The sequence below is a fragment of the Actinokineospora sp. HUAS TT18 genome, from assembly GCF_051364635.1.
GTDB lineage: Bacteria > Actinomycetota > Actinomycetes > Mycobacteriales > Pseudonocardiaceae > Actinokineospora.
Genome location: NZ_CP195645.1, coordinates 3,290,086 through 3,315,142 on the forward strand (window position 1 = coordinate 3,290,086; position 25,057 = coordinate 3,315,142).

The window sequence follows — 25,057 nt, forward strand, 5'->3', positions numbered from 1 at the left end:
CATATGACGGGAACGTAGTATCGCTTCGTGGGACAGCATAGCGGCATCGGTGTTCTGGACAAGGCAATGGCCGTTTTGGAGGCCGTGGCCAAGGAACCTTGCGGGTTGGCGGAGCTGTGCACCAAGACCGGACTGCCACGGGCGACCGCCCACCGGCTGGCCGTCGGCCTTGAGGTGCACCGCCTGCTGCGGCGTGGTTCCGACGGCCGCTGGCGGCCGGGGGCGGCACTCAGCGAGCTCGCGGGCGGGGCGACCGACCCCCTGCTCGACGCGGCGACCGCGGTGCTGCCCAGACTGCGGGACCGCACCGGCGAGAGCGTGCAGCTCTACCGGCGCGACGGCCTGCACCGCATCTGCGTGTGCTCGGCCGAACCGCAGTCGGGGCTGCGCGACACGGTCCCGGTGGGCGCCCGCCTGCCGATGACCGCGGGCTCGGGCGCCAAGGTGCTCGCCGCGTGGGCCGACCCGGCCACCCAGCGCAGCCTGCTGGCCGACGCGGTGTTCGGCGAGCGCGCCCTGCTGGAGGTCCGGCGACGCGGCTGGGCGCAGAGTGTGGCGGAACGGGAACCTGGCGTGGCGTCGGTGTCGGCCCCGGTCCGCGACGCGTCCGGCACGGTTGTGGCGGCCGTCTCGGTTTCCGGCCCGATCGACCGCATGGGCCGCCGTCCGGGCGCACGGTGGGCGGCGGATCTGCTGGCGGCGGCCGACGCGCTGCAGAACCGGCTCTGAATCGTTAGCCGGTCTGAGTAGTGCTACGGATCACTTCGCGGTCGTATCGGTGGATTCTGTGTCCATGTCCGCCGATACGACCGCACTCCTGCGCCTCGCGGGAGAGATAGACGAACTCGGGCGCCGCCTCGGTGCGGTCGGCGCCGAACTGCGCGCCATACAGGCCGCGCCGGGAGATGTGACTTCCGCCGCTCCCAGCGAGCGGACTGATGCGCCGCCCGCACCTGCCGGGCCGCGGGCGGCTTCACCGGAACCCGCCGTATGGCCACAGGCGCCCGGGTACCTGGCATGGCCACAAGCAGCTCCGCCGGGCGCGACCGGACCCACCTTGGCAGCGCAAACGACCGCGCCTGGGCAGCAGGCAGAGCAAGCGGCTCCGGCAGGCCAACCCGGGCAAGCGTGGCCGCAGGGATCCGCGTCCGGGCAGGCTCCTTGGCCGCAAACACCTGCGCAATCCGGTGCGTGGCAGGCCGGGCCGCAGTGGACTCCCGCTCCCCTTCCTCCCCCCGTCCACCGGCGCTCGCTCGGTGAGCTGCTCAGTGAGGACGGTGCGGGGAGCCGTCTGCTCGCCTGGATCGGTGGCGCGGTGACGCTCCTCGGTGTCGTCCTTCTCCTTGTCCTCGCGGTGCAGCGCGGCTGGTTGGGGCCACTGCCTCGCGTACTGGTGGGCGCGGCGTTCGGGATGGGCTTGGTGGGGACCGGCTTGTGGCTGTACCGGACCCCGGCCGCGCGGACGGGTGCCTTCGCGCTCGCCGCGACCGGGATCGCGGTGTTGTATCTGGACACCATCGCCGCCAGTGCGCTGTATGGGTTCCTGCCGGTCGTGGTGGGGCTCACGGTCGCGCTGGGGATCGCGGTGGGTGGGCTGGTGCTGGCGGTGCGGTGGGACTCCGCGCTGCTGGGCGCGGCGGTCGTGCTGGGCTGCGCGGTGTGCGCGCCGATGATCACCGATGGGTTCACCCCGACGCTTGTGGTGTTCCTGCTTGTGGTGCAGGTCGCCACGGCGGTGGTGCGGCGCGGGTGGCCGAAGGTGGCGCTGGGTGCCGGGGTGCCGCCGCGGCTGGCTTCGGTGGTGAGCACGCTGGTGCTGATGTCGCCAGGGTCGTGGGAGAACACCGCCGCCGCCGTGGCGACCGGGGTGGTCGGCGTCGCGGTGGCGCTGTGGGAGTTGCACCGACGGCCGACCGATTTGGCTTCGCTGGGGCTGCTGGGCACGGCGGTGGTGCCGATCCTCGTCGCCGCGCTGTTCCTGCCGAAGGGGACGGCGGTGGCCGTCGTGGCCGGTGCCGCGCTGGTGCTGATCGCCGTGGGCGTGTGGTGGCGCGGGCAGGCCGGGGTCGTGGCGGTGGTCGCGGGTCTCGTGGCGCTGTTGCAGGCGACGGTGACCCAGTTCGACGGGTCCGCCCGCACGGCCGTGCTCCTCGGCGAAGCCCTGATCCTGACGGCGGTCGCGTTCCGGACCCGGCAGCGCGTCCCGCTGTACGCCGCGCTCGGGTTCGGGGTGCTGGGCACCGTGATGGCCTGGGCGAAGGACCTGCCGCCGACGTTCCTCGCCGAGTTCTCCCGGCCGTCAGACGGGTTCCTCGTCGGCGCGCTCGTGGTGGCGGGGCTGATCCTGGCGGTGGCGGTGCTGCTGCCGTGGGCGGCCGCGCGCCAAGGCGCACTCGCTTCGCCGTCGAACCACTTGGCGCCGTGGCTGTTCGCGGGCTTCGCCGTGCTCTACGGGGCGGCTGGCCTGGTGTTGTCGCTGGCGATGCTGGCGATCGACGGGCGGACGGGGTTCCTGGTCGGGCACGTGCTGATCACTGTGTCGTGGACGGTCGCGGCGCTGGCGCTGCTCGTGCGCGGCATCAACTCCGTCCCACTGCGCGTTGTCGGTCTGACGCTGGTGGGCGCGGCGGTGGTGAAGCTGGTGCTGTTCGACCTGTCCGCACTGGACGGCATGGCACGGGTGGCGGTGTTCCTCGCGGCGGGCCTGGTGTTGCTGACCGCCGGAACGCGCTACGCGAAGCTGGTGGCCGGCAAGACCTAGGCACTCACGCGGTCATCCTCCCCGGCCGGGTCGTCGCGGTACGACCTGGCCTGGAGGTCGTACAGCTCCGCGTACCGGCCGCCCGCGGCCACCAGCGACTCGTGGGTGCCCGTTTCCACGATGTGGCCGTGGTGCAGCACCACGATGACGTCGGCGTGGCGGACCGAGGCGAGGCGGTGGGTGATCAGCACGACCGTGCGGCCCGCCTGAAGTGTGCGCAGGGTCTCGTAGACGGCGGCTTCGGCGCGGGCGTCGAGGGCGGCGGTCGGCTCGTCGCAGATGAGGACCGGGGCGTCGCGGTAGAGGGCGCGGGCGACGCTCATGCGCTGCCACTGGCCGCCGGAGAGGTCGTGGCCGTCGCGGAAGCGGGTGGTGAGCAGGGAATCCCAGCCGTGGGTGAGGGTCTCGACCACGCTGTCGGCGCCGGAGTCCTTGGCCACGCGGTCGAGCACGTGGTCGTCCGGGTCTGGGCGGTCGGGGCTGCCGAGGGTGACCGCGCGGCGCGCGGTGAGGGGCCAGCGGGTCGGGTCCTGCATGACGACGGCGACACCGGCGGCGACCGAGTCGGCGTCGACCGTGGCCAGATCGACTCCGTCCCAGGTGATCGTGCCCGCGGTCGGCAGGTAGAGGCCCGCGAGCAGCTTCGCCAGCGTCGACTTGCCCGACCCGTTCTCCCCCACCAGCGCGACGACCTGGCCGCGGTGGATGGACATGTCGACGTCGGTCAACGCGGGTTTGTCGGCGCCCGGGTAGGTGAACGACACCGCGCGGACATCGATGACGGCCGGGTCGCGCGGCGCGCGGACGCCGGTCGACGGGCGGGTGCCGTTGGCGGCGTTGGCGAGGAAGGCACGCAGGTCGGCGATGTAGAGGGACTTCTCGAACAGGCGATTGGCCGCGAGGACAACCTGGGTCAGCGACGAGCGGACCGTGCGGATCGCCATGATCGCCGCGCCCGCTACGGCCAGCGGGGTGGCGCCGAGGTAGAGCAGCCACCCGAGCGTCGCGTAGGCCGCGGCGATGCCCAAGCCGGACAGCGAGCGGCCGACGAGCGAGGTGAGGGTCTGGCGGGTGCCGAGGCTGATCTGCTCGCGCAGCATGATGTCGGAGTGCCGGTCGTGCTCGGCCAACAGGAACGGCCTCGCGGTGAACGCGCGCACCTCGGCGGCGGACTCCTTGTAGGCGAGCAGGTCGGTGGTCAGCGCGCGGCGGCGTCGAGTCTCGATCATGCGGGCGAGCGACTCGTACTCCAGCCGCGCCGACCGCAGGGCCGACCACGCCTCGGGGATGACCGACAGCAGCAGGACCGGCAACAGCAGCGGGTGCAGCAGCGCGGCCGTCGCCGCCGTGGCGATCAGCGAGATGAGGCCGCCGACCAGCACGATGGCGTGGTCTGTCGCGGTCTCGACGGCGCCGAGGCCGCCGTAGCGGGCACGTTCCAGCTCGTCGTGGAAGTTCGGCTCGTCGAAGGCGACAAGGTCGACTTTGGACGTCGCGTCGGCGAGGTCGCGCTCCACGCTGCTGCGGACGCTGGGCTGTAATCGGGCCGTCGCCCCCGCGACCGCCGTATCGGCGAGGCCGCGCGCCGCGTACGCCCCGGCGAGCAGGAGCAGCGCGGGCGCCGCGGCCACGACCCGCTCCGGCGTGGGACCCGCGGCGAAGAGAGTCGTGAGGACACCAGCGACGGCGAGCAGGCCGAGCGCCGTCACCACGCCGGACACGATCTGCGCGGCGAACCCGACCAGCAGCGCCACCCGGTTCGACCGCCACGCGATGCCGCCGACCAGCCCCAACGCGGCGGGCAGCGCCTTGGCCATCCGCCACAGGCTCGCCGACACCACCTCCTCGTTGTGCCCGAACCACGACAGCGACGACAGCGCGGCCAACTGCGGTGTCGCCTTCTTCGACTTCCCCACGGTCTCCCCTTCCCCAGCGCAGGATCCCCGACAGGTCCGACAATTCCGCACGATCGGATGGCAGACGTCCCCGAGACGGGTGACATGGCGGCGCGGCGGCGTGTTGTCCCGGTGGTCCTTGGGCACCGTCGTCCCCGGCGTCACCCCCTCTCGAGAAACGGGTACATCATCGTGTTCACAAGGATCCTTACCGTCGCCGCCGCCACGGGCGCCGCACTTCTCGCGGGCCTGGGCACCGCGTCGGCCGCCCCGGCTCACATCCCGAGCGGCGACCACGACCACGGCAACTACACCATCAGCATCCTCGGCAACGCCTGTGTCGCCCCGTGGCAGTGGAACGGTCCGCTCGAGGCCGGGACCGTCGGCCACGGCGCCGGTTACGCCGCGTGCAACGGCAACTCGACCAACACCAACGGGGGCGAGGGGTACACCCTGAGCATCCTCGACAACGCGTGTGTCGCGCCGTGGCAGTGGAACGGGCCGATCGAGGCGCTGACGGCTGGGCACTGGGTCGAGTACGCGGCCTGCAATGACAACGTGGCCAACGGCTGACGTTTGATGGTTGTTCTCACCCCCGGGGCCGGTGGCTCCGGGGGTGAGGTGCGTTTAGGGGCTTGGCGCTGGGGGCTTTGGGGGTGCCTGTTTGGGTGGCCTTGCGTTTGGTGGGGCTTGAGCTGCGGTCGTGGTAAGGCAGCAGGAAATAAGTGGCCGCGAACCCGTGCTGATCGACAACCTCGAAAGGGAGCGCGTCCCTGGTTGCGCTGAGGTTGCGCGCCTCTCGGTACAACCGACTCGACGTGTTCGGGAGGTGGTGGCCGCCGCGCCACCAAGACGGGAGGCGTTGGCGTGTCCGGAATCGCTGCTGCCCTACAGGAAGACCGGATCATCGAGCCGAGGGCGCGGCCGCTCTCGCTGGTGGTGGCGCTCCCGCTCGCCCAGTTGAGAGCGCACCGCTCCCCCCGCAGCCGGGGGCTGGACGCCGACCACGTCCACGCGCTGGCCGAGGCCATCGACGCGTTGCCGCCGATCATCGTGCATCGGGCGACCATGCGGGTGATCGACGGGGCGCACCGAGTGCGGGCCGCGGAGATCCTCGGGCGGACCGAGATCAACGCCCAGTACTTCGACGGGGACGACGCCGACGCGTTCGTGTTGGCGGTGAAGTCCAACGTCACCCACGGGTTGCCGCTCTCGCTGACCGACCGCAAGGCCGCCGCCGCCGACATCCTCGCGTCGCATCCGCAGTGGTCGGACCGGATGATCGCCCGGGTCACGGGGCTGTCGCCGAAGACCGTGGCTCGGTGTCGCAGCAGCGTGCCGGAGCAGCGCGTGGGGCAGGACGGGCGGGTGCGGCCCGCCAACAGCCTGGAGAAGCGGCGGATCGCGCGGGACCTCATGCGGGAGGACCCCACGTTGTCCCTTCGGCAGGTCGCGCGGACGGCGGGCATCTCCCCCGAGACCGTGCGGGCCGTGCGAACCCGCATGCTGCGCGGGGAGGACCCGGTCCGCCTGACCAGGGCCGTCCCCGTCGCCTCCGTGCCGCCTCCGCCGCCGCCCGCGCCCGCGCAGCCGGACTGGCCGTCGGTGTTGCAGCGGCTGCGCACGGACCCGTCGATCCGGTTCACCGAGAGTGGGCGGGCGCTGCTGCGGCTGATGGACGCGCACGCGGTCAACAACGGCCGGTGGGACGCGATCGCCGAGAACGTGCCGCCGCACTGCAGGCACCTGATCGCGCAGGTCGCCAGTGAGTTCGCGCAGGCGTGGCACCGGTTCGCCGAGCAGCTGGAGCGCGTGCCCCGGATGTAGTGGTCCGCCATGAGGGAAGGAAGACAGTGGTAGGTATCCCCACGATCGCGCCCTATTCGATGCCCGCGCCCGCCGAGCTGCCCGGCAACACCGCGGCCTGGGTCGCCGACCCCGACCGTGCCGTGCTGCTGATCCACGACATGCAGCGCTTCTTCCTGCGGCCGCTGCCCGACAGCGTCCGGGAGCCGCTGGTGAAGAACGCGGCGGCGCTGCGGGAGCGCTGCCGGGCGCTGGGCGTCCCCGTGGGGTACACCGCGCAGCCGGGTGGGATGACCGCCGAGCAGCGCGGCCTGCTGAAGGACTTCTGGGGTCCCGGGATGAAGGTCGACCCGGCCGACCGCGAGATGGTGGAGCCGCTGACGCCGGACGCGGACGACTGGGTTTTCACGAAGTGGCGCTACAGCGCCTTCTTCAAGTCCGACCTGCTGGAGCGGATGCGGGGACTCGGCCGCGACCAGCTCGTCATCTGCGGTGTCTACGCCCACGTCGGGGTGCTGATGAGCGCGGTCGAGGCGTTCACCAACGACATCGAGACCTTCGTCGTGGCCGACGCGGTCGCCGACTTCTCCGCCGCCTACCACCGGCTGGCCATCGAGTACGCGGCCGAACGCTGTGCCGTCGTGGTCACGACCGACGAGGTGTTCCCATGATCACCGACGCGCTGTCGCGGATCTTATCCGCGCAGCCACCCCCGTTCGCCCTCCTGCACCGCGCCCCTGGCGAAGTCGACGTCCTGGTCGGCGAGGTGTCGACGCCACCGACCCTCGCCGACGTCCCGTTCGACGGGGACGGTCAGGTCCTGGTCATGGTCCCCTACCGGCAGATCGCCGAACGCGGCTTCGACACCGTGGACGACGGCTCCCCGCTCATCGCGCTGCGGGTCGCCGAGCACGCGACGGTATCGCTCGCCGAGGTGCTGACCCGCATCCCCAACACCCCGATCAAACTCACCGGCGGGCACTTCGACGTCACCGACGACGACTACGCCGCCGCGGTCCGCTCGATGATCGATGAGGAGATCGGCCACGGCGCGGGTTCGAACTTCGTACTCAAGCGGTCCTACGTCGCCGACATCGCCCACTACAGCCCGTCGGCGGCGCTGACGTTCTTCCGCAGGCTGTGCGAGCGGGAGGTCGGCGCGCACTGGACGTTCGTCGTGCACACCGGGGACCGCGCGTTCGTCGGCGCCAGCCCGGAGCGGCACGTCAGCCTGCGCGGCGGGGTCGCGGTGATGAACCCGATCAGCGGCACCTACCGCTACCCGCCGACCGGCCCGACCCTCGCCGGGATGATGGACTTCCTCGACGACGCCAAGGAACGCGACGAGCTGCGCATGGTGGTCGACGAGGAACTGAAGATGATGGCCCGCATCTGCCGCACCAGCGGGCGCGTCTTCGGCCCGTACCTGAAGGAGATGGCCCGGCTCGCGCACACCGAGTACTTCATCGAGGGCCACTCCGACCGGGACCCGCGCGAGATCCTGCGCGAGACGATGTTCGCCCCGACGGTCACGGGCAGCCCGCTGGAGAGCGCGTGCCGGGTGATCGCCCGGTACGAACCCGCGGGCCGCGGCTACTACAGCGGGGTCGCCGCGCTGCTGGGCCGCGACGAGGCCGGGCTGCCGACCATGGACTCGGCCATCCTCATCCGCACCGCCGACATCGACCGGGGCGGCCGGATGCGGATCGCCGTGGGCGCCACGGTGGTCCGGCACTCGGACCCGGCCTCGGAGGTCGCCGAGACCAGGGTGAAGGCCGCCGGGCTGCTTTCGGCGCTGGAGGCCGACCGGCCGACGCTGAGCGAGCACCCGCGGGTGCGGGCGATGCTGGCCGACCGCAACGTCGGCCTGTCCGGGTTCTGGCTGGCGGGCGACGAGGTGCCGCGGCCGGTCGCGGGCCTGGCGGGCAGGCAGGTGCTGGTGGTGGACGCGGAGGACACGTTCACCGCGATGATCGGCCACCAGCTCAGCTCGCTGGGCCTGGACGTGACGGTCCGGCGCTTCGACGACGACTACGCCGTTGACGACCACGAGCTGGTCGTGATGGGCCCTGGCCCAGGCGATCCGCGCGACACCGGACACGACCGGATCGCGCACCTCTATTCCACGATCAGCGGTCTGTTGGAACGCAGGCGTCCATTCCTGGCGGTGTGTCTCAGCCATCAGGTGTTGAGCAGTCTGCTCGGCCTTGATCTGCGGCGGTGCGAGTCGTCGAATCAGGGCAGGCAGCGGCGGATCGACCTGTTCGGCGAAGCCGAGCTGGTGGGTTTCTACAACTCCTTCGCCGCGCACAGCGAAGAGGACAAGGTCGACTTACCGGGAATCGGGTTGGTCGAAATCAGTCGCGATCTCCACACCGGCGAGGTGCACGCCCTGCGTGGGCCGCATTTCGCCTCCATGCAATTCCACGCGGAGTCCGTGCTCACCGAGGACGGGCCCCGCATTCTCGCCGCGCGGATCAGAGAGGTGTTGGGCACATGAAGGCCTCGGTCACCTGGTGGGACCTGACCGAATCGACGCAGACCATCGAGTCCCTGCGGACGTACCTGCGCGACGAGGGCGTCACGCCGTGGGAGTCGATCAAGGGACTGCGGCTGAAGTTCTGGGTGTCGGACCCGGTCGGGAACCGGTGGGGCGCGGTGATGCTGTGGGAGTCCGACGACTTCCTCGACCAGCCGCTGCCGCCGCACCGGGCGATGGAGCTGATCGGGTACGCGCCCACCGAGCGGGTGCGGTTCGAAGTGGAGGCCACCGTGGAGGGCGTGTTCAGCGCGGTGGGATTGTCGGGGCTGGGGTTGGCGTTCAGCGAACACTAGTGGTCATACGCAACGATTTCATCGTGGTCCTTGACGGGTGGCGGCTGAGGGTTGAGTCGACCGGGAGTGGGCCAAGCTCCATGTTGTGTCGGTGTGTGGTCGTAGCGTGGGTGTGATCGCTCCGGTCGGGGTCGATGTAGGTCCGGTGGTGGGGAATAGCTATGGGGCTCGTTGTCTGTTGTCGCTGCGGGTGTGTCGCTTGCGTGCGGACGTGTGTGCTGCCGCTTCTCGGGGTTCGGGGTGAGTAGGCAGGGGTTTCGGGTGGAGTTGGCCCCGACCGACGATCAGCGGGTGCGGCTCGGACGGCATGCCGGTTTGTCGCGGCTGGTGGAGAACTTCGCGTTGGAACGGGTGAAGGCCGCTCTTGATCAGCGGGCGGCAGAGAAGACCTACGGTGTGCCCGACGGCGGGTTGACGCCGGTGCCGTGGTCGGCTCCGGCGTTGGAGTCTGCATGGCGTGCAACGCACCCTAAGCGGTTCCCGTGGTTCACCGATGCCGGGTTGTCGTCGCGGGTCCCGAAGGAGGCATGTCGGGTCCGGGCGGCCGGATTTAGCAACTTCTTCGATTCCCGCACCGGTAAACGCACGGGCCGCAAGGTCGGGTTCCCGTCCTGGCGCAAACGCAAGCACGGCAGTCGGTTCCGCTACGACGCCGACCGAGCCAAACCGGTCGACGTCCGCACAGTACGGCTGCCAGGGGTCGGGGTAGTGGCCTCCCGGGAGGACATGACCTGGTTAGTGGATCGACTCGCGGACGGTGCGGCCAGGGTGTTGGGTGCGACGGTGAAGGAGCGGGCCGGGCGCTGGTGGATCTCATTTCAGATCGAGATCGACCGCAGCACACTCGACCAGCGCCGGACCGTCCCGCCCGATGCCCCAGCCTGTGGCATCGACCTCGGCCTGACCACCTTCGCAACGATCGTAGACACCGACGGTACGGTTACCGAGGTCCGGGCGCCGAAGCCGCTCAAAGCGGCGCTGCGGAAGCTGCGCAAGGCGAACAAGGCACTGGCCCGCTCCCGGCGGGGGTCGGCGAACCGGGTCAAGCGGCGCGCCCAACTGGCCCGGGTGCATCTGCGGGTCGCTCACCGGCGGGCCGATTTCCTGCACAAGACCACCACACGGTTGGCGAGAACCAAGTCGGCCATCGCGGTGGAAACACTCAATATTCAAGGGATGACCCGCAACCGGCGATTGGCCCGCGCGATCTCCGATGCCGGGTGGGGCGAGTTCGTCCGTCAACTCGACTACAAAACCGGCTGGTATGGGTCGCGTGTGTGGAAGGCCGATCGCTGGTTCCCCAGCTCCAAGACCTGCTCGACCCCGGGATGCGGGCAGCGATACGGCGGGTTGGCCCTAGGCGACCGGACCTGGACCTGCACCGGGTGCGGCATCGTTCATGACCGGGACCACAACGCCGCCACCAACGTGCTCGCGGCGATGCTCGCCGATGTCGCTTGACCATGTCTTTCTCGCCGGGAAGTTCCCCGGAGAGACGAAACGCCTGTGGAGACCATGTCAGCCTTCGGCTACGTCGGAGCAACGGTCAACGAAACAGGAAGATCACCGAACGGTTGGCTTACGAGGAGGCGAAGTGACGGACGACCCGATCGCGCTGGTCAAGGCGTGGTTCGAGGACGCGGTCGACACGGGGGTCCGGGAGCCCGGCGTGCTCGCGCTGGCGACCGCCGACGTGGAGGGGCGGGTCTCGAACCGGATCGTGCAGACCATCCGGATCACCGAGGAGGGGCTGGTGTTCACCAGCCACGCGGGCAGCCAGAAGGGCCGCGACATCGCCGCCACCGGCTGGGCCTCCGGGGTCCTGTACTGGCGGGAGTCGGGCAGGCAGGTGATCCTGACCGGCCCGGTGGCGCCGCTGTCGCCGCAGCTGTCCGACGCCCTGTGGAAGGCCCGGCCGCCCGCGACGCACCCGATGTCGGTGGCCTCCGCGCAGAGTTCGGTGCTGGAGGACGAGGAGGCGCTGCGCAAGGAGGCACGCAGGCTGGCCGAGAGCGGCGAGAAGCTCGACCGGCCGGAGCCCTGGCTCGGCTACCTGTTCACCCCGTCCACTGTGGAGTTCTGGCAGGCCGACCCGGAGCGCCTGCACCGCCGGATCCGGTACGACTTTGTCGACGGCGGCTGGGTGTCGACGCGACTCCAGCCCTGAGGTGACCTGGGGCCCGCCTGAGCGGGCCCCACGGCCTCACACGTTCGACAGGTCCATCGTTCCGCGCGACACCACGACCGCCGACCCCGCGACCTCGACGCGCTCGACCGCGTCGGCGTCGCCGAAGGCGGTGGCGTACATCGCCGAGCGGCGGCCCATCTCCACGCCCTGGAGGATCTCGATCTCCGCGCCCCACTCGGCGAGACCGTGCCTGGCCAGGTGGATCGCCAGCGGCCCGGCCGCGGAGCCGGTGGCGGCGTCCTCGGCCACGCCGTAGGCGGGCGAGAACATGCGCATCCGCCAGTGCGTGCCCTCCCCGGCGAAGCAGTTGGCGGCCATGTCGAGGTGTTCGGCCAGGCCGCGCTGGTCGGGGTGCAGTTCGGACAGCGCCTCGACGCTGGGGAGTCCGATGTAGACGTGCCGGGGGCCGTTGCGGTAGACCTCCACCGGCACCGTCGACGACTTCACCCCGAGCGAGTCCAGCAGGTGCTCGGCCTCGGCGTAGGGCTCCCAGGTGGGGACCGGCTGCCGCATCCTGGCCGCCACCACCTTGCCGTCGACGCGCTGGTAGTCGAACGGGATGGTGCCCATGGCGGTTTCCATCAGCAGCCGGTCGCCGTCGCGGGACTGGCCCAGCGCCACGGCGGTGCCCAGGGTCGGGTGACCGGCGAAGGGGAGTTCGTTGACCGGGGTGAAGATCCGCACGCGGACGTCCCCGCCGTTCTCCGGGGGGAGCACGAAGGTCGTCTCCGAGAGATTCATCTCGCGGGCCACCCGCTGCATCAGCTGGGCGGTCATGCCCCGCGCGTCGAGGAAGACGGCGACCGGGTTCCCCCGCAGGGCGACGTCGGTGAACACATCTGCGACCACGTAGTCAGGCATGTTCCGGAAGCTACTGATTCCGGGCGGCGTCCAAGCGGGGACCAGCACCCTTGGACACGTTGACGGTTCCCGGGCCCGGTGCGAAGTTCAGCCTATGACCGACTCGTTCGCCGACGGCAACGCCGAGCTGCGTCGCCGCAACCGATCCGTCGTCGAGGACTACATGGGCCGCCGGGGCGAGAACCGGCTGACCCGCTACCTGCTCTTCACCGAGGACGGCACCAGCGGCCTCTACACCGGTGACACGCCGGAGCCCATCGTGTCGTGCGGGCACGAGGTGCTCAAGGCGCACGGCGAGTGGTCGCTGAAGATGTTCCCGGACTGGCACTGGTTCAACATCGAGGTCTTCGAGACCCAGGACCCGAACCGCTTCTGGGTCGAGTGCGACGGCGAGGGCCAGATCCTCTACCCCGACTACCCGCCCGGCCAGTACCGCAACCACTTCCTGCACTCGTTCCTGCTCGACGACGGCAAGATCGTCCAGCAGCGCGAGTTCATGAACCCGTACAACCAGCTGCGGGCGCTCAGCATCGACATTCCCGTCATCCGCCGCGGTGGCATCCCCACCGGCGGAGCCGCCAAGGAGGCATCGTGAGCCTGGACGCGGCCCGCGCCGTCGTCGAGCTGATCACCGGCGGGTGGCGCGCGCAGGCCGTCTACACCGCGGTCAAGCTCGGCATCCCCGACCACATCGCCGCGGGCCGGACCACCGACGCGGACCTCGCCGCGGCCAGCGGGTCCAAAGAGGACGGCGTGCACCGGCTGATGCGGCTGCTCGTGGCCATCGACGTGTTCGAGGGCAACGGCCGCGACGGCTACCGCAACACCCCGGTGAGCGAGGCGCTGCTGGACGTGCCGGGTTCGCAGCGGGCCATGTGCCTGCTCTACGGCGAGGAGTTCTACGCCGCGTGGGGCCACGCCCACCAGGCGATCAGCACGGTCAGCTCCGGGTTCGAGGCCGCGTACGGCACCCCGCTCTACGCCTACCTCGGCGAGCACCGCGACGCCTCCGACCGGTTCCAGCGGGCGATGAAGGCGGGCAACCTCTTCTTCGACCACGTGCCGACCGTCTATGACTTCGCGGGCAAGCACGTCGTGGACATCGGCGGCGGCAACGGCGCGCTGCTCGCGGCGATCCTGGCGGCGACGCCGAACGCGCGCGGCACCGTGCTCGACCGCGAGCACGTGGTCGACGCGGCCAAGGCGAACCTGGCGGCCACGGTCGGGCTGGACCGGGTGACCGTCGTCGGCGGCAGCATGTTCGACGGCGTCCCCGAAGGCGGCGACGTCTACCTGCTGTGCCGGGTGCTGGCCGGGCACTCCGACGACGACATCGTCGGGCTGTTCGAGTCGATCCGCGCCGCCATGGGCGAATCGGGCAGGCTGCTGCTGCTCGACCGCCTCGTCACCGACGACGGCGAGTCGACCATGCTGCCCGCGCTGTGGGACCTGCACCTGCTGATGACCACCGGCGGCAGGCACCGCTCCCGCGAGCACCTCACCACGCTGCTGCACCGCGCGGGCCTTGAGGTCGAGCGGTCGGCGGAGCTGCCGGTGGAGACCACCGCGCTGATCGTCGCCCCGCGAGCCTGAGGACCAACACATGTGCGGCATCACCGGCTGGGTGTCCTACGACCGCGACCTGACGCGCCACCACGACACGGTGCGGGCGATGACGGACACCATGGCCCCGCGCGGCCCGGACGACGCCGGGACGTGGGTGCGGGGCGCGGCCGCGCTGGGCCACCGCAGGCTCGCGATCATCGACCTCGCGGGCGGCGTGCAGCCGATGCGGGCGCACACGGTGGCGGGCGAGGTCGTGCTCACCTACAGCGGTGAGACGTACAACTTCGCCGAGCTGCGCGCCGAGCTGACCGCCGCGGGGCACACGTTCCGCACGAACAGCGACACCGAGGTCGTCCTGCGGGGCTACCTCGAGTGGGGCGAGGCGGTCGTCGACCACCTCAACGGCATGTACGCCTTCGCCATCTGGGACGAGCGGCGGCGCAAGCTGGTGATGGTCCGCGACCGGCTGGGCATCAAGCCGCTCTACTACTACCCCACCGCCGACGGCGTGCTGTTCGGCTCGGAGCCCAAGGCGATCCTGGCCAACCCGCTGGCCCGTCGCGAGGTCGACGCGTCGGGGCTGCGGGACCTGATCGGGTTCACCATGGCGCCGGGGTGGTCGCTGTGGAAGGGGATGTACGAGGTCGAGCCGGGCACGATCGTCACGGTCGACACCGACGGCATCCACACCCGCACGTACTGGCGGCTGGAGGCCGCCCCGCACACCGATGACCTGGACGCCACGGTCGGGCGGGTGCGGGAGCTGATGACCGACATCGTCGCGCGGCAGCTCGTGGCGGACGTGCCGCGGTGCGTGCTGCTGTCGGGCGGCTTGGACTCCAGCGCCATCACCGGCCTGTCCGCGGCCCGCCTCGGCGACCAGCTGCGGACGTTCTCGGTGGACTTCGTCGACCGGGAGGAGACCTTCCGCGCCGACGAGGTCCGCGACACCCCGGACACGCCTTATATCCGGGACGTGGTGAACCTGGTCGGCTCGACGCACCAGACCATCACGATCGACCCCGCCCTGCTGACCGACCCCGAGCTGCGCCGCAAGGTGATCGCCGCCCGCGACCTGCCGATCGGCTTCGGCGAGATGGACTCCTCGCTCTACCTGCTGTTCCAGGCGATCCGCGCCGAGTCGACGGTCGCGCTGTCCGGCGAGTCGGCCGACGAGGTGTTCGGCGGCTACCGCTGGTTCCACGACGAGGCCGCGGTCAACTCGGGCACGTTCCCCTGGCTGGCGTTCCAGAGCGCGATGAGCGGCGACCGGTCCGCGATCCTGCGACCCGACCTGCGGCGGTCGCTGGACATCGACGGCTACGTCGCCGACCAGTACGCCGCCGCCGTCAACACCGTGGACCACCTCGACGGCGCGTCCGAATTGGAACGGAAGATGCGGGTGGTCAGTAACCTGCACCTGACCCGGTTCGTGCGGATGCTGCTCGACCGCAAGGACCGGGTGTCGATGGCGGTGGGCCTGGAGGTCCGGGTGCCGTTCTGCGACCACCGGCTCGTCGAGTACGCCTACAACGCCCCGTGGTCGATGAAGACGTTCGACGGGCGGGAGAAAAGCCTGCTGCGCCACGCCACCGCGCACGTCCTGCCGCCGTCGGCGCGCGACCGGGTCAAGGCGTCGTACCCGTCCACTCAGGACCCGCGCTACCTGGCGGCGCTGCAGCAGCAGGCGAAGGAAGTGCTGGCCGACAGCGGCCACGCGGTGTTCGACCTGGTCGACCCGGTCTGGCTGACCGACGCCGTGGCGCTGGACCCGGCGCGGGTGCCGAGCAACGTGCGGCGCGGGGTCGATCGGGTGCTGGACCTGTACCACTGGCTCGACATGTACCAGCCCAAGATCGAACCACGGTAAAGGACCGCCATGTGTGGAATCGCGGGCTGGGTCGCCTTCGACAGCGATCTGACCAGGAGATCCGAGGTCGCGAACGCCATGACCACCACCATGGCGTGCCGTGGTCCGGACGACTCGGGCACCTGGATCCGGCCGCACGTCGCCCTCGGCCACCGGCGGCTGGCCATCATCGATCTGCCGGGCGGGCGCCAGCCGATGGCGGTCCAGACCCCGCAGGGTGCCGTCGCCATGGTCTACAGCGGCGAGGCGTACAACTTCGCCGAACTGCGCCAGGAGCTACTGGCCAAGGGGCACAGGTTCCAGACCGCCGGCGACACCGAGGTCGTGCTGCACGGCTACCTCGAATGGGGCGAGGCGGTCGCCGAACACCTCAATGGGATGTTCGCGTTCGCCATCTGGGACGAACGCGGCGAGAAGCTCGTGATGATCCGGGACCGCCTCGGCGTCAAGCCGTTCTACTACTACCCGACCCGTGACGGGGTCCTCTTCGGCTCCGAGCCCAAGGCGATCCTGGCCAACCCGCTGGCGCGCAAGGTCGTCGACATCGACGGTCTCCGCGAGCTGGTCGGGTTCACGATGGTGCCGAAGTGGTCGCTCTGGAAGGACATGTACGAGGTCGAGCCGGGCACGATCGTCACAGTCGACCGCTCCGGCATCCGTCAGCGCACCTATTGGGCCCTGGAGCCCGCAGCGCACACCGATGACCTCGACACGACCATCGACCGCGTCCGCTCGCTGATGACCGACATCGTGCACCGGCAGCTCGTCGCCGACGTGCCGCGGTGTGTGCTGCTGTCGGGCGGACTGGACTCCAGCGCGGTCACCGGGATCGCGGCCGCCCGGTTGGCCGCGGAAGGGGAGCGGCTCAGGACGTTCTCGGTGGACTTCGTCGGCCGCGAGTCGACGTTCGCGGCCGACGAGAACTGGGACAGCCCGGACACCCCGTTCATCCGGGACGTGACGGAGCGGGTCAGCTCGGCACACCAGTTCATCACGCTGGACCCGCGCGACCTGACCGACCCGGACCTGCGCAGGGCCGTGATCACCGCAAGGGACATGCCGGTCGGCTTCGGCGAGACGGACAGTTCGCTGTACCTGATGTTCAAGGCGATCCGCGAGCAGTCCACGGTCGCCCTGTCCGGCGAGTCCGCCGACGAGGTGTTCGGCGGGTACCGCTGGATGCACGACCCGGTGGCGGTGAACGCGCCGACCTTCCCGTGGCTGGCCTACCGCAGCCCGATGAGCGGCGACCGGTCCGCGTGCCTCGCTCCGCACCTCCGGCGTCGCCTGGACCTCGATGTCTACGTCGACGACCAGTACGCCACCGCCGTGGCCGCGGTCGACCATCAGGACGGCGCGGACGCGCCGGAGCGGCTGATGCGGGTGAACCAGAACCTTCACCTGACCCGGTTCGTCCGGATGCTGCTGGACCGCAAGGACCGGATCTCCATGGCCGTCGGCCTTGAGGTCCGGGTGCCGTTCTGCGATCACCGACTCGTGGAGTACCTCTACAACGTCCCGTGGTCCATGAAGACGTTCGACGGCCGGGAGAAGAGTCTGCTCCGCGCGGCCACGGCGCATGTGCTACCGGAGTCCGTGCGAGGCAGGCGCAAGAGCCCGTACCCGTCCACGCAGGACCCTGGTTACGGACTCGCGTTGCAGCAGCAGGCCAAGGAGGTCCTCGCCGACCACGACCACCCGGTACACGCGCTGCTGGACCAGGATTGGCTCACGAACATCGTGCAACAGGACGTGTCCAAGCCGAGCGACGCGCGCCGCGGGATCGACCGGGTGCTGGACCTCTACCACTGGCTCGACCTTTACAAGCCCTCGCTGGAGCTCTGAGACCGCGCCTCCCGGACAGCTGAGGGGGGCGGTCGCGAACGACCGCCCCCCTCAGCCTGAAACCTTACGGATTACAGGACAGTTTCGCCTCCGCCCAGTCGCCGTGGTCGCTGGCCACGCCGTCGCCCGCGTCGGTGACGACCAGTTCCAACGTGCGCCCGCCGGTGACCGACACACTCACGTCGACTGTGGCCGAGGTGGGCTTCATCGTGGGCGACGAGTACTTCTCCGCGCCGTCCACCAGCACCTTGAAGACGACACTGGACGGACTGGTGTCACCCATCTCGTCGTCCACGCCGACCTTGGCGGTGAAGGTGTTGCACGTGCCGCCGAGGTTGACCTTGATGTTCGACGCCGCGTGCGCGCCCAGGCCCTTGGTGAAGGTGACGCCGTTGAGCGTGAGCGTCTTACCATCGCCCGCCGCGCTCTCGTTGTTGCTGCGGTCGCGTTCCACCGGACCCCAGCCGTTGCTCGACGACAGCCACTCCAGGTCGCTGACGAACGCGTCGCCCTTCGGCGCGGGCGGCAGCGGCCGGTCGTGCACCGCGGCGGCGAAGATGCCGAACGGCGCCGACGGGGGCAGCTTGACCGCCTGGAGCTTCTTGCCGGGGGCCAGTTCCACGGTGTTGTAGAAGACCCGGTAGTCGACGTCGGTGTTGCCGAGCCCGGTCGGGGTGTAGCGGCCCTTGACCGACACCGCGAGCTTCGCCCCGCCGGTCGACGCGTCCTGGAAGGACCAGTTCGGGAACGTCAGCGGCTTGGTCTGCTCGGTGCCGTCGGTGTACATCAGCGTCACGTTGCCGGTCGCGGTCGTGCTCGAACCCGCGCCGAGGAAGGCGACGTGGGTACCCGTGCCCGACACCAGGATCGGGTGGTTCGAGCCCTTCACCATGTTCGGCACACCCGGCGCGGGCCAGGCGAACTTGGCGCCCTGGACCGTCACCTCGGTGCCGCCGGTGAAGCCCTGCGCCGCCAGGAGTTCGGCGGCGAAGCTGTCGCCCGCGCCGTCGAAGTTGCCCTTGGCGTAGGTGGCCGCGTCGGTGATCCCGACGGTGTTGTACGCCGCGGCGACCGAGGCGTACGGCACCTGCGCGGTGGCGTGGGTGGAGTTGGTGTACGCCGCCTGACGCCAGGTGTAGGCCGCGTCGAGCCGGACCGTTGTCTTGCCGGTCGCGCCCGCGGGCGGGGTGATGGTGAGGTCGGAGCTGACCGTCGTGCCCGCCTCGACCCGCGCGAACGTGGGCGACGCCGACGCGGTCCAGCCCTCGGGGAGGGCGGGGGTGAGCTTCACGTTGCGGGCTACGTCGTTGGTGGCGTTGGTGAAGGTCGCGGTCACCTTGGTCGGCTGGCCCGCGCCCGCCCAGAGGCTGGGGGCGGACAGGCCGGGCGTGCCGAGGCCGCCGCGGTTGCCACCGACCGCGCTGCCGCGGACCAGGGTGTACACCTGCTCGTCAGTCGCCTTGACCTGCGGGGTCTTGATGTGCACGACGCCGTCGGCGTAGTACCAGCCGGTGAAGGCGTTCGCGTAGTCCGCCTGCGACACCGGCGGAACCAGACCGCCGGTGCGGCCCTTGACCCTGATCGGCGCGGTTCCGGTGTGGACGGTGAACTCGTACGGCCGGGCGGTGGCCTTGCCGTCGTAGTCGCCGACACTCGGGCCGATCTTGACCTCGACGTCGCCGATGCCGCGGGCGGGCGCGATCACCTGGAAGGACTGGCGCGCGGCGGCGCCGTCACGGTGTTCGCGGGTGACGCCGTCGTCCTCGTAGTAGTCGAAGCCGGTGACGCCCTCGGGGTAGATGTCGAGGGTGAGCCGGTCGCCGGGCTTGAACTCGCTGTGGTGGTTGACGCCGGCGCGCGCCATGGGCACGATCGCGCCGCCCTTGACGAACAGCGGGAGCCGGTCGAGCGGGGCGTGGTAGCCGTTGATGGTCTTCGGACCCTCGTGGACCTGCCCGGTCCAGTAGTCGACCCAGGTGCCCTTCGGCAGGTAGATGCCGTCCTTGACCTCGGTGTCGGTCCACACGGGAGCGACGAGGAACTCACTGCCCGCGAGGAACTCGTACTTTGTGGTGTCGTCCCAGGTCTTGGGGTCCTCGGGGTACTCCAGGATCAGCGACCGGTTGATCGGCGCGCCGGTGTCGTGCGCCTTCGCCGCGTAGCTGTAGAGGTACGGCAGCAGGCGCTCCCGCAGCTGCAGGTACTTGCGGTTGATCGAGGTGTAGGGCTCGCCGTAGGTCCACGGCTGCTTGAACTTCGGCGTCGACCAGCCGCTCATCGTCATCAGGGCCGGGTTGAACGCCTTCCACTGCAGGTCGCGCACGTAGCTGGTGGGGCTGCCGCCGAAGATGCCGTCGATGTCACCGGCGGCGTAGGCGATACCGGAGTTGCCGGAGCCGTGGATCGCCGGGATCTGCCACTTGATGTTGTCCAGGGTGCCGCTGTGGTCACCGGTCCACTGGACCGCGCAGCGCTGCGCACCCGCCCAGCCCTCGACCATCCAGCTGTAGCCACGCGCGTCGCTGTGCTGCTCGATGCCGCCGTGCGCCTCGTCGCACGCGGAGAGCGCGTGCCGGTAGCCGGGGCCGACCCAGGCCACGTCGAGCTTGCGCACGCGCACACCCGCCTGGCCGACCTCTTCAGGCTGCTTGTCCAGGGCCGACTCGGTCCACAGGCCCATCTGGATGCCGCGGTCGCGCAGCTGCTTGCCCGTCTCGGCCAGGGCGTTGATGTCCCGGATGCCGAAGTAGGTCTCCACACCGGGCTTCTGCTCGTAGGCGTCGCGGTTGGTGGAGTAGCCGCAGCCGTAGTCGTCGTTGACGAGCATCCAGCCGCCGGGCATGTCGTGGTCGACGAACTTCTGCGCGATCTTCCCGGCGTCGGTGGTGATCTCTTTGTCCGGGTGGTACTTCCAGTCGTTCTTCGGGTCCGGGTCGACGCCCGGGCGGTAGTGGCCGCGGTTGTAGCAGTCGGAGTCGCCGTACTCCATGCCGTAGATCGGCGGCAGGAACGGGCGGCCGGTCAGCTCGGTGTAGCGGTCGAGGGAGGTGAACATGTCGCCGACGAAGTAGTACGCGTCGAACCGCTGTTCCTGGTGGGTGGTCGCCACGGGCGCGTTGAACGCGTAGGTGCCGGAAGCGAAGGTGTTGCGCAGCACGCCGTATCCGGCGGTGCTCATGTAATACGGCGAGGAGTTCGGGTTGCCGCCGTCCTCCCAGTTGAAGTCACGGGCGACCTTGATGGTCTTGTCCCGGTGGGAGAAGCGGCCGTTCTGCATGCCGCCGCCGACGAACTGCTCGGTGGCGCCGCGGCTGAGCGACTGCGTGGCGCTGGAGTCGGTCCACTTCAGCGGCGCGGTCTCCGACCAGATGACCTGGCCGTCAGGCTTGTGCAGGGCGAAGCGCAGCGGGTTCTTGTACGCGCGGACCTCGGCCTTGCCCGTGCGCAGGGAGTAGTGGTCGCCCTGGTCGGACCAGGTCGTCGCGGTGGCGGGGTAGTCACGCTTCACCACGATGTTGGATTTGGGGGCGTTGGGGTCGGTGGGCGGGGTGTTCGCCGGGTCGGTGAACTGGCCGTCCGGGGCGAGCCAGATGCGGAAGACGTCGTCGCGCTGGAACTCGACCTTCACCTTGGCGGTTCCGGCCTCGAAGGTGAAGGAGCCCTGGTCGGGGGTGAACCCGGTGACCGCGCCGAGCGCGCCGGGCGGTGCGGCGGCGGCCGCGGGGGTCGTGGCCCCCACCAGCCCCGCGACTACCGCGGCGGCCAGGGCGCCGCCCCAGAGCCGGGTAGCAGTGGTCTGACGTTTTGTGCGCATTAGACCCTCATTTCGAACATGTTCAAGCAGTGGTCCTAGGTCTACCTCATCGCAGTGGCCTCTGTCACTAGCTGAGAGGGGAGTAAGGAAACTTGTTTGCACCACTGATTGGGGCAGGCTGGTGAAATGGAGATCACCTTCGCCCGCCTGCCCGACATCGAGCGCGGCGAACTCGTGGCCCTGATGACCGATCCGGCGGTGCGCCGCCACATGCCGCTGGCGGGCGCCTTCGACGCCGCGGAGTTCGTCGCGGCCAAGGAGCGGATCTGGGCGGACCACGGCTACGGCCCGTGGGCGTTCCTGGCCGACGGCGAGTTCGTCGGCTGGGGCGGGCCGCAGCCGGAGGGCGCGGACGTGGACATCGCGCTGGTGCTGCGGCCGTCGGCGTGGGGGCTCGGCAGGCGGATCTACCCGGAGATCATCGAGCGCGTGTTCGCCGATCCCGGGTGCGACTCGGTCACCGCGCTGCTCCCGCCCAGCCGTGGCCGCGCGGCGGCCTTGCTGCGGCTGGGGTTCGTCCCGGACGGCGGCGTGTCGATCGGGGACACGCCGTTCCTGCGCTACCGGCTGATGCGGTAGCCGATCCCCCGCACGGTCTCGATCACCGACGGCGGGCGGAGTTTGCGGCGGAGCTGCGCGATCAGCACGTCCAGCACGTTCGACGCCGGATCCGCCATCTCATCCCAACCATGGCGGATGAGCTCGGCGCGGGCCACCGGCTGGCCCGGTGTGCTCATCATCCGTTCCAGCACCGCGAACTCCGTGCGGGTCAGCGTCAGCAGCACCCCCGCCCGACGCACCTCGTGGCGGGCCGGGTCGAGTTCGACATCGGCGCAGCGCAGGACCGAGGGGGCACCCGCGGCGTTGCGGCGGCACAGGCTGCCGACGCGCGCGATCAGCTCCACCATGGCGAACGGCTTCACGAGGTAGTCGTCGCCGCCGTGGCGCAGGCCCGCGACCCGGTCGGCGACGCTGTCGCGGGCGGTCAGGAACAGCACCGGCACCGGCCAGCCCGCCGCGCGCTTGCCCGACACATACCTCAGCGAATCGCCCGCGGGGAGCATCCGGTCGAAGACCGCGCAGTCGTAGGCGTTGACGTGCACGGCCATGTCGGCGTCGGGGAGGTCGGCGACCGCGTCGACGGCGAAACCCGCGCCGCGCAAGGCGGACGCTACCGCCACCCGAATGTCGTCGTCATCCTCCGTGACCAGCACCCGCACATCATCAACACTACCGGGCCACCGCCGCGTGGACGTCGGGAACGAGCAGTGCGCGCAACTCGTCGGTGCTCGGCATCCGGCCGAGTCCGCGGAGCCGCTGGGATTGGGCCTTGCGCATACCTTCGAACAGCCGCCGGGCGTCGCGGGCGTTGCCGAAGTTGGGGTCGTCGGCGATGCGGGCGAAGTAGTCCTCCAGCACCGGGTCGGCGGCCTGGTCGAGCAGGTAGTCACCGGCGGTGACCATCCGGGTGATGATCCCCAGCAGCTCGGTCGGGCTGTAGTTCTCGAACTCCACGGTCTTGCCGAAGCGCGACGCCAGACCGGGGTTCGCGGCCAGGAAGTCGACCATCTCCCCGGTGTAGCCCGCCACGATCACCGCCACCTCGTCGCGGTGGTCCTCCATCAGCTTGACCAGGGTGTCGATCGCCTCCTGGCCGAAGTCGCCGCCGGAGCCCGCCGACCGCGACAGCGTGTACGCCTCGTCGATGAACAGCACGCCGCCCTTGGCCTGCTCGAACACCTGGGCCGTCTTCTCCGCGGTGTGGCCGATGTACTGGCCGACCAGGTCCCGCCGCGAGACCTCGTGGAACTGGCCGCGAGGCAGCACACCCAGTGCCTTCAGCAGCTTTCCGTACGTGCGCGCGACGGTTGTCTTACCGGTGCCGGGAGCGCCCGCGAAGATCAGGTGGTGGCTGGCGGCGCCCACCGGCAGCCCTGCCTTGCGGCGCCAGTCGTTGACCTGCAACTCGTCGACCAGCGCGCGGACCTCCGCCTTCACCCCGGGCAGGCCGATCATGCCGTCGAGGTCGGCGAGCAGCGCGTCGAGTTCGTGGTCGCCCGCGCCGGTCGCCGCCGACGGGTCGGCGGCGCTGATCACCGTCGGCGTCGCGCCGTCGGCCAAGGCGATCCCGGGCTGCGCGGTGTTCTCCAGCGAGCACGCCTCGACCGTGCCGCGGCAGCCCGGGGCGAAGGCGACGCCGACGCCGCGGGTGTCGTGGATGGAGCAGCGGCGGATCTCCGGGGCGCTGTGGTGCGCCACGGCGATGCCCTCCGCGCCGGTGTGCGCGAACTCGCAGCCCTCCACCACGGGCCTGCCGTATTGGTAGACGTACAGGCCGCGCAGCCCGCAGCCGGTCACCGCGCAGTTGCGGATCACCGGGTCGGCGCCCATGCCCACGGTGATCCCGTCGCCGGTGACGTCGTCGATCGTGGTGTCCTCCAGCCGACCGGACGCGCCCTCGATCACCACGCCCTGCTCGGCCGAGGTGATCGCGCACTTGCTCACGTCGAACGGACCCGTGCCGCGCACGCTGATGCCCGACCCGCGCTCGGTGGTGACCGTGCAGCGGATCATGGCCAGCTCGGCGCCGTCGGACGACACCCCGCCCGCGGTCCCGCCGTGCACCTCGATGCCCTGCAGCGCCAGCGATCCGCCGACCACGCGCACCGCGGGCTGGTCGGTGCCCGCCGCGTCGATCACCACGCGACCGCCGTCGGCGACCAGCGTCAGCCTGCGTCCGGCCAGGTCGAGCGTCTCCGCATAGGTGCCCGCGGCGACGCGGACCACAGCGCCGTCCGGGGCGTCGCGCAGCGCCTCGCCGATGGACGGGTAGGACCCCGGCCGGGTCCCGACCTGCAGGGTGCGGCCAACTTGACCGAGCATCAGCCCGCCCTCTCCATCAGCCAGCCGCGGTCGGCGGCCTTGACCCCGGCCTGGAAGCGGCTGCGCGCGCCCAGCCGGTGCATGATGTCGGCCACCATGCGCCGCACGGTGCGCACCGAGATCCCCAGCCGCACCGCGGCCGACTCGTCGGTGCTGCCGGAGCACAGCAGCGACAGCAGTTCCCGCTCCCGGTCGGTCAGCACCGACGGCTCACGCGGGGCCTCGGTCGGGGCGACCGACACCGCAGTGGGCCAGACCCGCTCGAACAGCTCGACACCCGCGGTGACCACGCTCGGCAGCCGGAACACCGCGACGCCGGTGTGGGACTGGTCGGCGGTCAGCACCGCGGTCACGCCGTCGATCACCAGCGCGTCCATCGGCACGTCGGCCACGGTCCGCACGTCGGCGCCCGCCATGGCGAGCCTGCTCGACGCGGCGGTCAGCCGGGCGCTGTCGGGGAACAGGACGCGGTAGCGCACGCCGCGGCGCAGGTTCTCCAGGTCGGCGCGGCGGATCCCGCCGATCGGGTCGGTCGCTGAGCCACCGCGGGTGCTCATGACCAGGACCTCGGTGGTCGCGGCGGCGAGCAGGTCGTCGATGCCGACCGGGGCGGGCGTCTGGGCGCCGACCAGGGTGAGCCTGGGCGCGGACATCATGGCGGTCATGACAGCGGTCCTCCGATCGGGAGCGGCGGGGCGGGGACGGCCTGTTCATGCCAGTCCCAGCGGTTCCG

At 70.6% G+C, this 25,057-nt stretch carries 20 protein-coding genes; 14 read left to right on the forward strand and 6 right to left on the reverse strand.

The window, feature by feature from the left end; translation table 11 throughout:
* The first annotated feature begins 27 nt into the window (after positions 1-27).
* Complete coding sequence (locus ACSHT8_RS14715; RefSeq protein ID WP_436501551.1) at positions 28-729, forward strand: IclR family transcriptional regulator; 702 nt, start codon at positions 28-30, stop codon at positions 727-729.
* A 328-nt stretch (positions 730-1,057) separates the two neighbouring features.
* Positions 1,058-2,761: a DUF2339 domain-containing protein gene (locus ACSHT8_RS14720; protein WP_436501553.1), complete on the forward strand. Its 1,704-nt coding sequence runs from the start codon at positions 1,058-1,060 to the stop codon at positions 2,759-2,761.
* On the opposite strand, the gene ACSHT8_RS14725 is transcribed toward ACSHT8_RS14720, so the two are convergent.
* A complete protein-coding gene (locus tag ACSHT8_RS14725; protein WP_436501555.1) occupies positions 2,758-4,677 on the reverse strand; it encodes an ABC transporter ATP-binding protein in 1,920 nt (639 codons plus the stop codon). The genes ACSHT8_RS14720 and ACSHT8_RS14725 overlap by 4 nt on opposite strands.
* A 171-nt stretch (positions 4,678-4,848) precedes the next feature.
* Here ACSHT8_RS14725 and ACSHT8_RS14730 point away from each other — a divergent pair, with 171 nt between their 5' ends.
* The 7 genes from ACSHT8_RS14730 (at position 4,849) to ACSHT8_RS14760 (ending at position 11,464) form a co-directional block, all read left to right on the forward strand.
* Positions 4,849-5,229 (forward strand): hypothetical protein, encoded by a 381-nt coding sequence (locus ACSHT8_RS14730; protein ID WP_436501557.1) that lies wholly within the window; start codon positions 4,849-4,851, stop codon positions 5,227-5,229.
* Positions 5,230-5,523: 294 nt separating this feature from the next.
* The gene (locus tag ACSHT8_RS14735) at positions 5,524-6,483 is read left to right on the forward strand and encodes a ParB/RepB/Spo0J family partition protein (protein WP_436501559.1); all 960 of its coding nucleotides are present in this window, start codon (positions 5,524-5,526) and stop codon (positions 6,481-6,483) included.
* A gap of 59 nt (positions 6,484-6,542) precedes the next feature.
* Complete coding sequence (locus tag ACSHT8_RS14740) at positions 6,543-7,133, forward strand: isochorismatase family protein (protein WP_436501561.1); 591 nt, start codon at positions 6,543-6,545, stop codon at positions 7,131-7,133.
* Entirely contained in the window at positions 7,130-8,962 is a 1,833-nt protein-coding gene (locus ACSHT8_RS14745; RefSeq protein WP_436501563.1) for an anthranilate synthase family protein, read from the forward strand. Before ACSHT8_RS14740 ends, ACSHT8_RS14745 begins: the two co-directional genes overlap by 4 nt.
* The gene (locus ACSHT8_RS14750) at positions 8,959-9,297 is read left to right on the forward strand and encodes a hypothetical protein (RefSeq protein ID WP_436501565.1); all 339 of its coding nucleotides are present in this window, start codon (positions 8,959-8,961) and stop codon (positions 9,295-9,297) included. Before ACSHT8_RS14745 ends, ACSHT8_RS14750 begins: the two co-directional genes overlap by 4 nt.
* 261 nt (positions 9,298-9,558) lie before the next feature.
* Positions 9,559-10,758: an RNA-guided endonuclease InsQ/TnpB family protein gene (locus ACSHT8_RS14755; RefSeq protein ID WP_436501567.1), complete on the forward strand. Its 1,200-nt coding sequence runs from the start codon at positions 9,559-9,561 to the stop codon at positions 10,756-10,758.
* Positions 10,748-11,464: a pyridoxal 5'-phosphate synthase gene (locus ACSHT8_RS14760; RefSeq protein WP_436501569.1), complete on the forward strand. Its 717-nt coding sequence runs from the start codon at positions 10,748-10,750 to the stop codon at positions 11,462-11,464. The genes ACSHT8_RS14755 and ACSHT8_RS14760 overlap by 11 nt, the downstream gene beginning before the upstream one ends.
* A 36-nt stretch (positions 11,465-11,500) precedes the next feature.
* On the opposite strand, the gene ACSHT8_RS14765 is transcribed toward ACSHT8_RS14760, so the two are convergent.
* Positions 11,501-12,346: a PhzF family phenazine biosynthesis protein gene (locus ACSHT8_RS14765; protein WP_436501571.1), complete on the reverse strand. Its 846-nt coding sequence runs from the start codon at positions 12,344-12,346 to the stop codon at positions 11,501-11,503.
* A 94-nt stretch (positions 12,347-12,440) separates the two neighbouring features.
* On the opposite strand from ACSHT8_RS14765, the gene ACSHT8_RS14770 reads away from it, so the two are divergent.
* The 4 genes from ACSHT8_RS14770 to asnB (ACSHT8_RS14785) are packed head-to-tail and all read left to right on the forward strand — an operon-like array spanning position 12,441 to position 17,627.
* Positions 12,441-12,941, forward strand: coding sequence for a PhzA/PhzB family protein (locus tag ACSHT8_RS14770; protein ID WP_436501573.1), 501 nt, complete (start codon positions 12,441-12,443; stop codon positions 12,939-12,941).
* Positions 12,938-13,939 carry a methyltransferase gene (locus ACSHT8_RS14775; RefSeq protein WP_436501575.1) on the forward strand — a complete coding sequence of 334 codons (1,002 nt, stop codon included), beginning with the start codon at positions 12,938-12,940 and terminating at the stop codon, positions 13,937-13,939. Before ACSHT8_RS14770 ends, ACSHT8_RS14775 begins: the two co-directional genes overlap by 4 nt.
* A 10-nt stretch (positions 13,940-13,949) precedes the next feature.
* Positions 13,950-15,782, forward strand: a complete 1,833-nt coding sequence (gene asnB / locus ACSHT8_RS14780; RefSeq protein ID WP_436501577.1) for an asparagine synthase (glutamine-hydrolyzing) — start codon at positions 13,950-13,952, stop codon at positions 15,780-15,782.
* A 9-nt stretch (positions 15,783-15,791) separates the two neighbouring features.
* The gene (gene asnB, locus ACSHT8_RS14785) at positions 15,792-17,627 is read left to right on the forward strand and encodes an asparagine synthase (glutamine-hydrolyzing) (protein WP_436501579.1); all 1,836 of its coding nucleotides are present in this window, start codon (positions 15,792-15,794) and stop codon (positions 17,625-17,627) included.
* A 64-nt stretch (positions 17,628-17,691) separates the two neighbouring features.
* On the opposite strand, the gene ACSHT8_RS14790 is transcribed toward asnB (ACSHT8_RS14785), so the two are convergent.
* Complete coding sequence (locus ACSHT8_RS14790; protein ID WP_436501581.1) at positions 17,692-21,441, reverse strand: NPCBM/NEW2 domain-containing protein; 3,750 nt, start codon at positions 21,439-21,441, stop codon at positions 17,692-17,694.
* 126 nt (positions 21,442-21,567) lie between these two features.
* Between ACSHT8_RS14790 and ACSHT8_RS14795 the strand changes: the two genes are divergently transcribed.
* Positions 21,568-22,020, forward strand: coding sequence for a GNAT family N-acetyltransferase (locus tag ACSHT8_RS14795; RefSeq protein ID WP_436501583.1), 453 nt, complete (start codon positions 21,568-21,570; stop codon positions 22,018-22,020).
* Here ACSHT8_RS14795 and ACSHT8_RS14800 read toward each other — a convergent pair.
* The 3 genes from ACSHT8_RS14800 to ACSHT8_RS14810 are packed head-to-tail and all read right to left on the reverse strand — an operon-like array spanning position 22,002 to position 24,989.
* A complete protein-coding gene (locus tag ACSHT8_RS14800; RefSeq protein WP_436501585.1) occupies positions 22,002-22,661 on the reverse strand; it encodes a response regulator transcription factor in 660 nt (219 codons plus the stop codon). The genes ACSHT8_RS14795 and ACSHT8_RS14800 overlap by 19 nt on opposite strands.
* Positions 22,662-22,671: 10 nt before the next feature.
* Entirely contained in the window at positions 22,672-24,324 is a 1,653-nt protein-coding gene (locus ACSHT8_RS14805) for a right-handed parallel beta-helix repeat-containing protein (protein WP_436501587.1), read from the reverse strand.
* Positions 24,324-24,989, reverse strand: coding sequence for a helix-turn-helix transcriptional regulator (locus tag ACSHT8_RS14810; protein ID WP_436501589.1), 666 nt, complete (start codon positions 24,987-24,989; stop codon positions 24,324-24,326). The genes ACSHT8_RS14805 and ACSHT8_RS14810 overlap by 1 nt, the downstream gene beginning before the upstream one ends.
* Positions 24,990-25,057 lie beyond the last annotated feature (68 nt).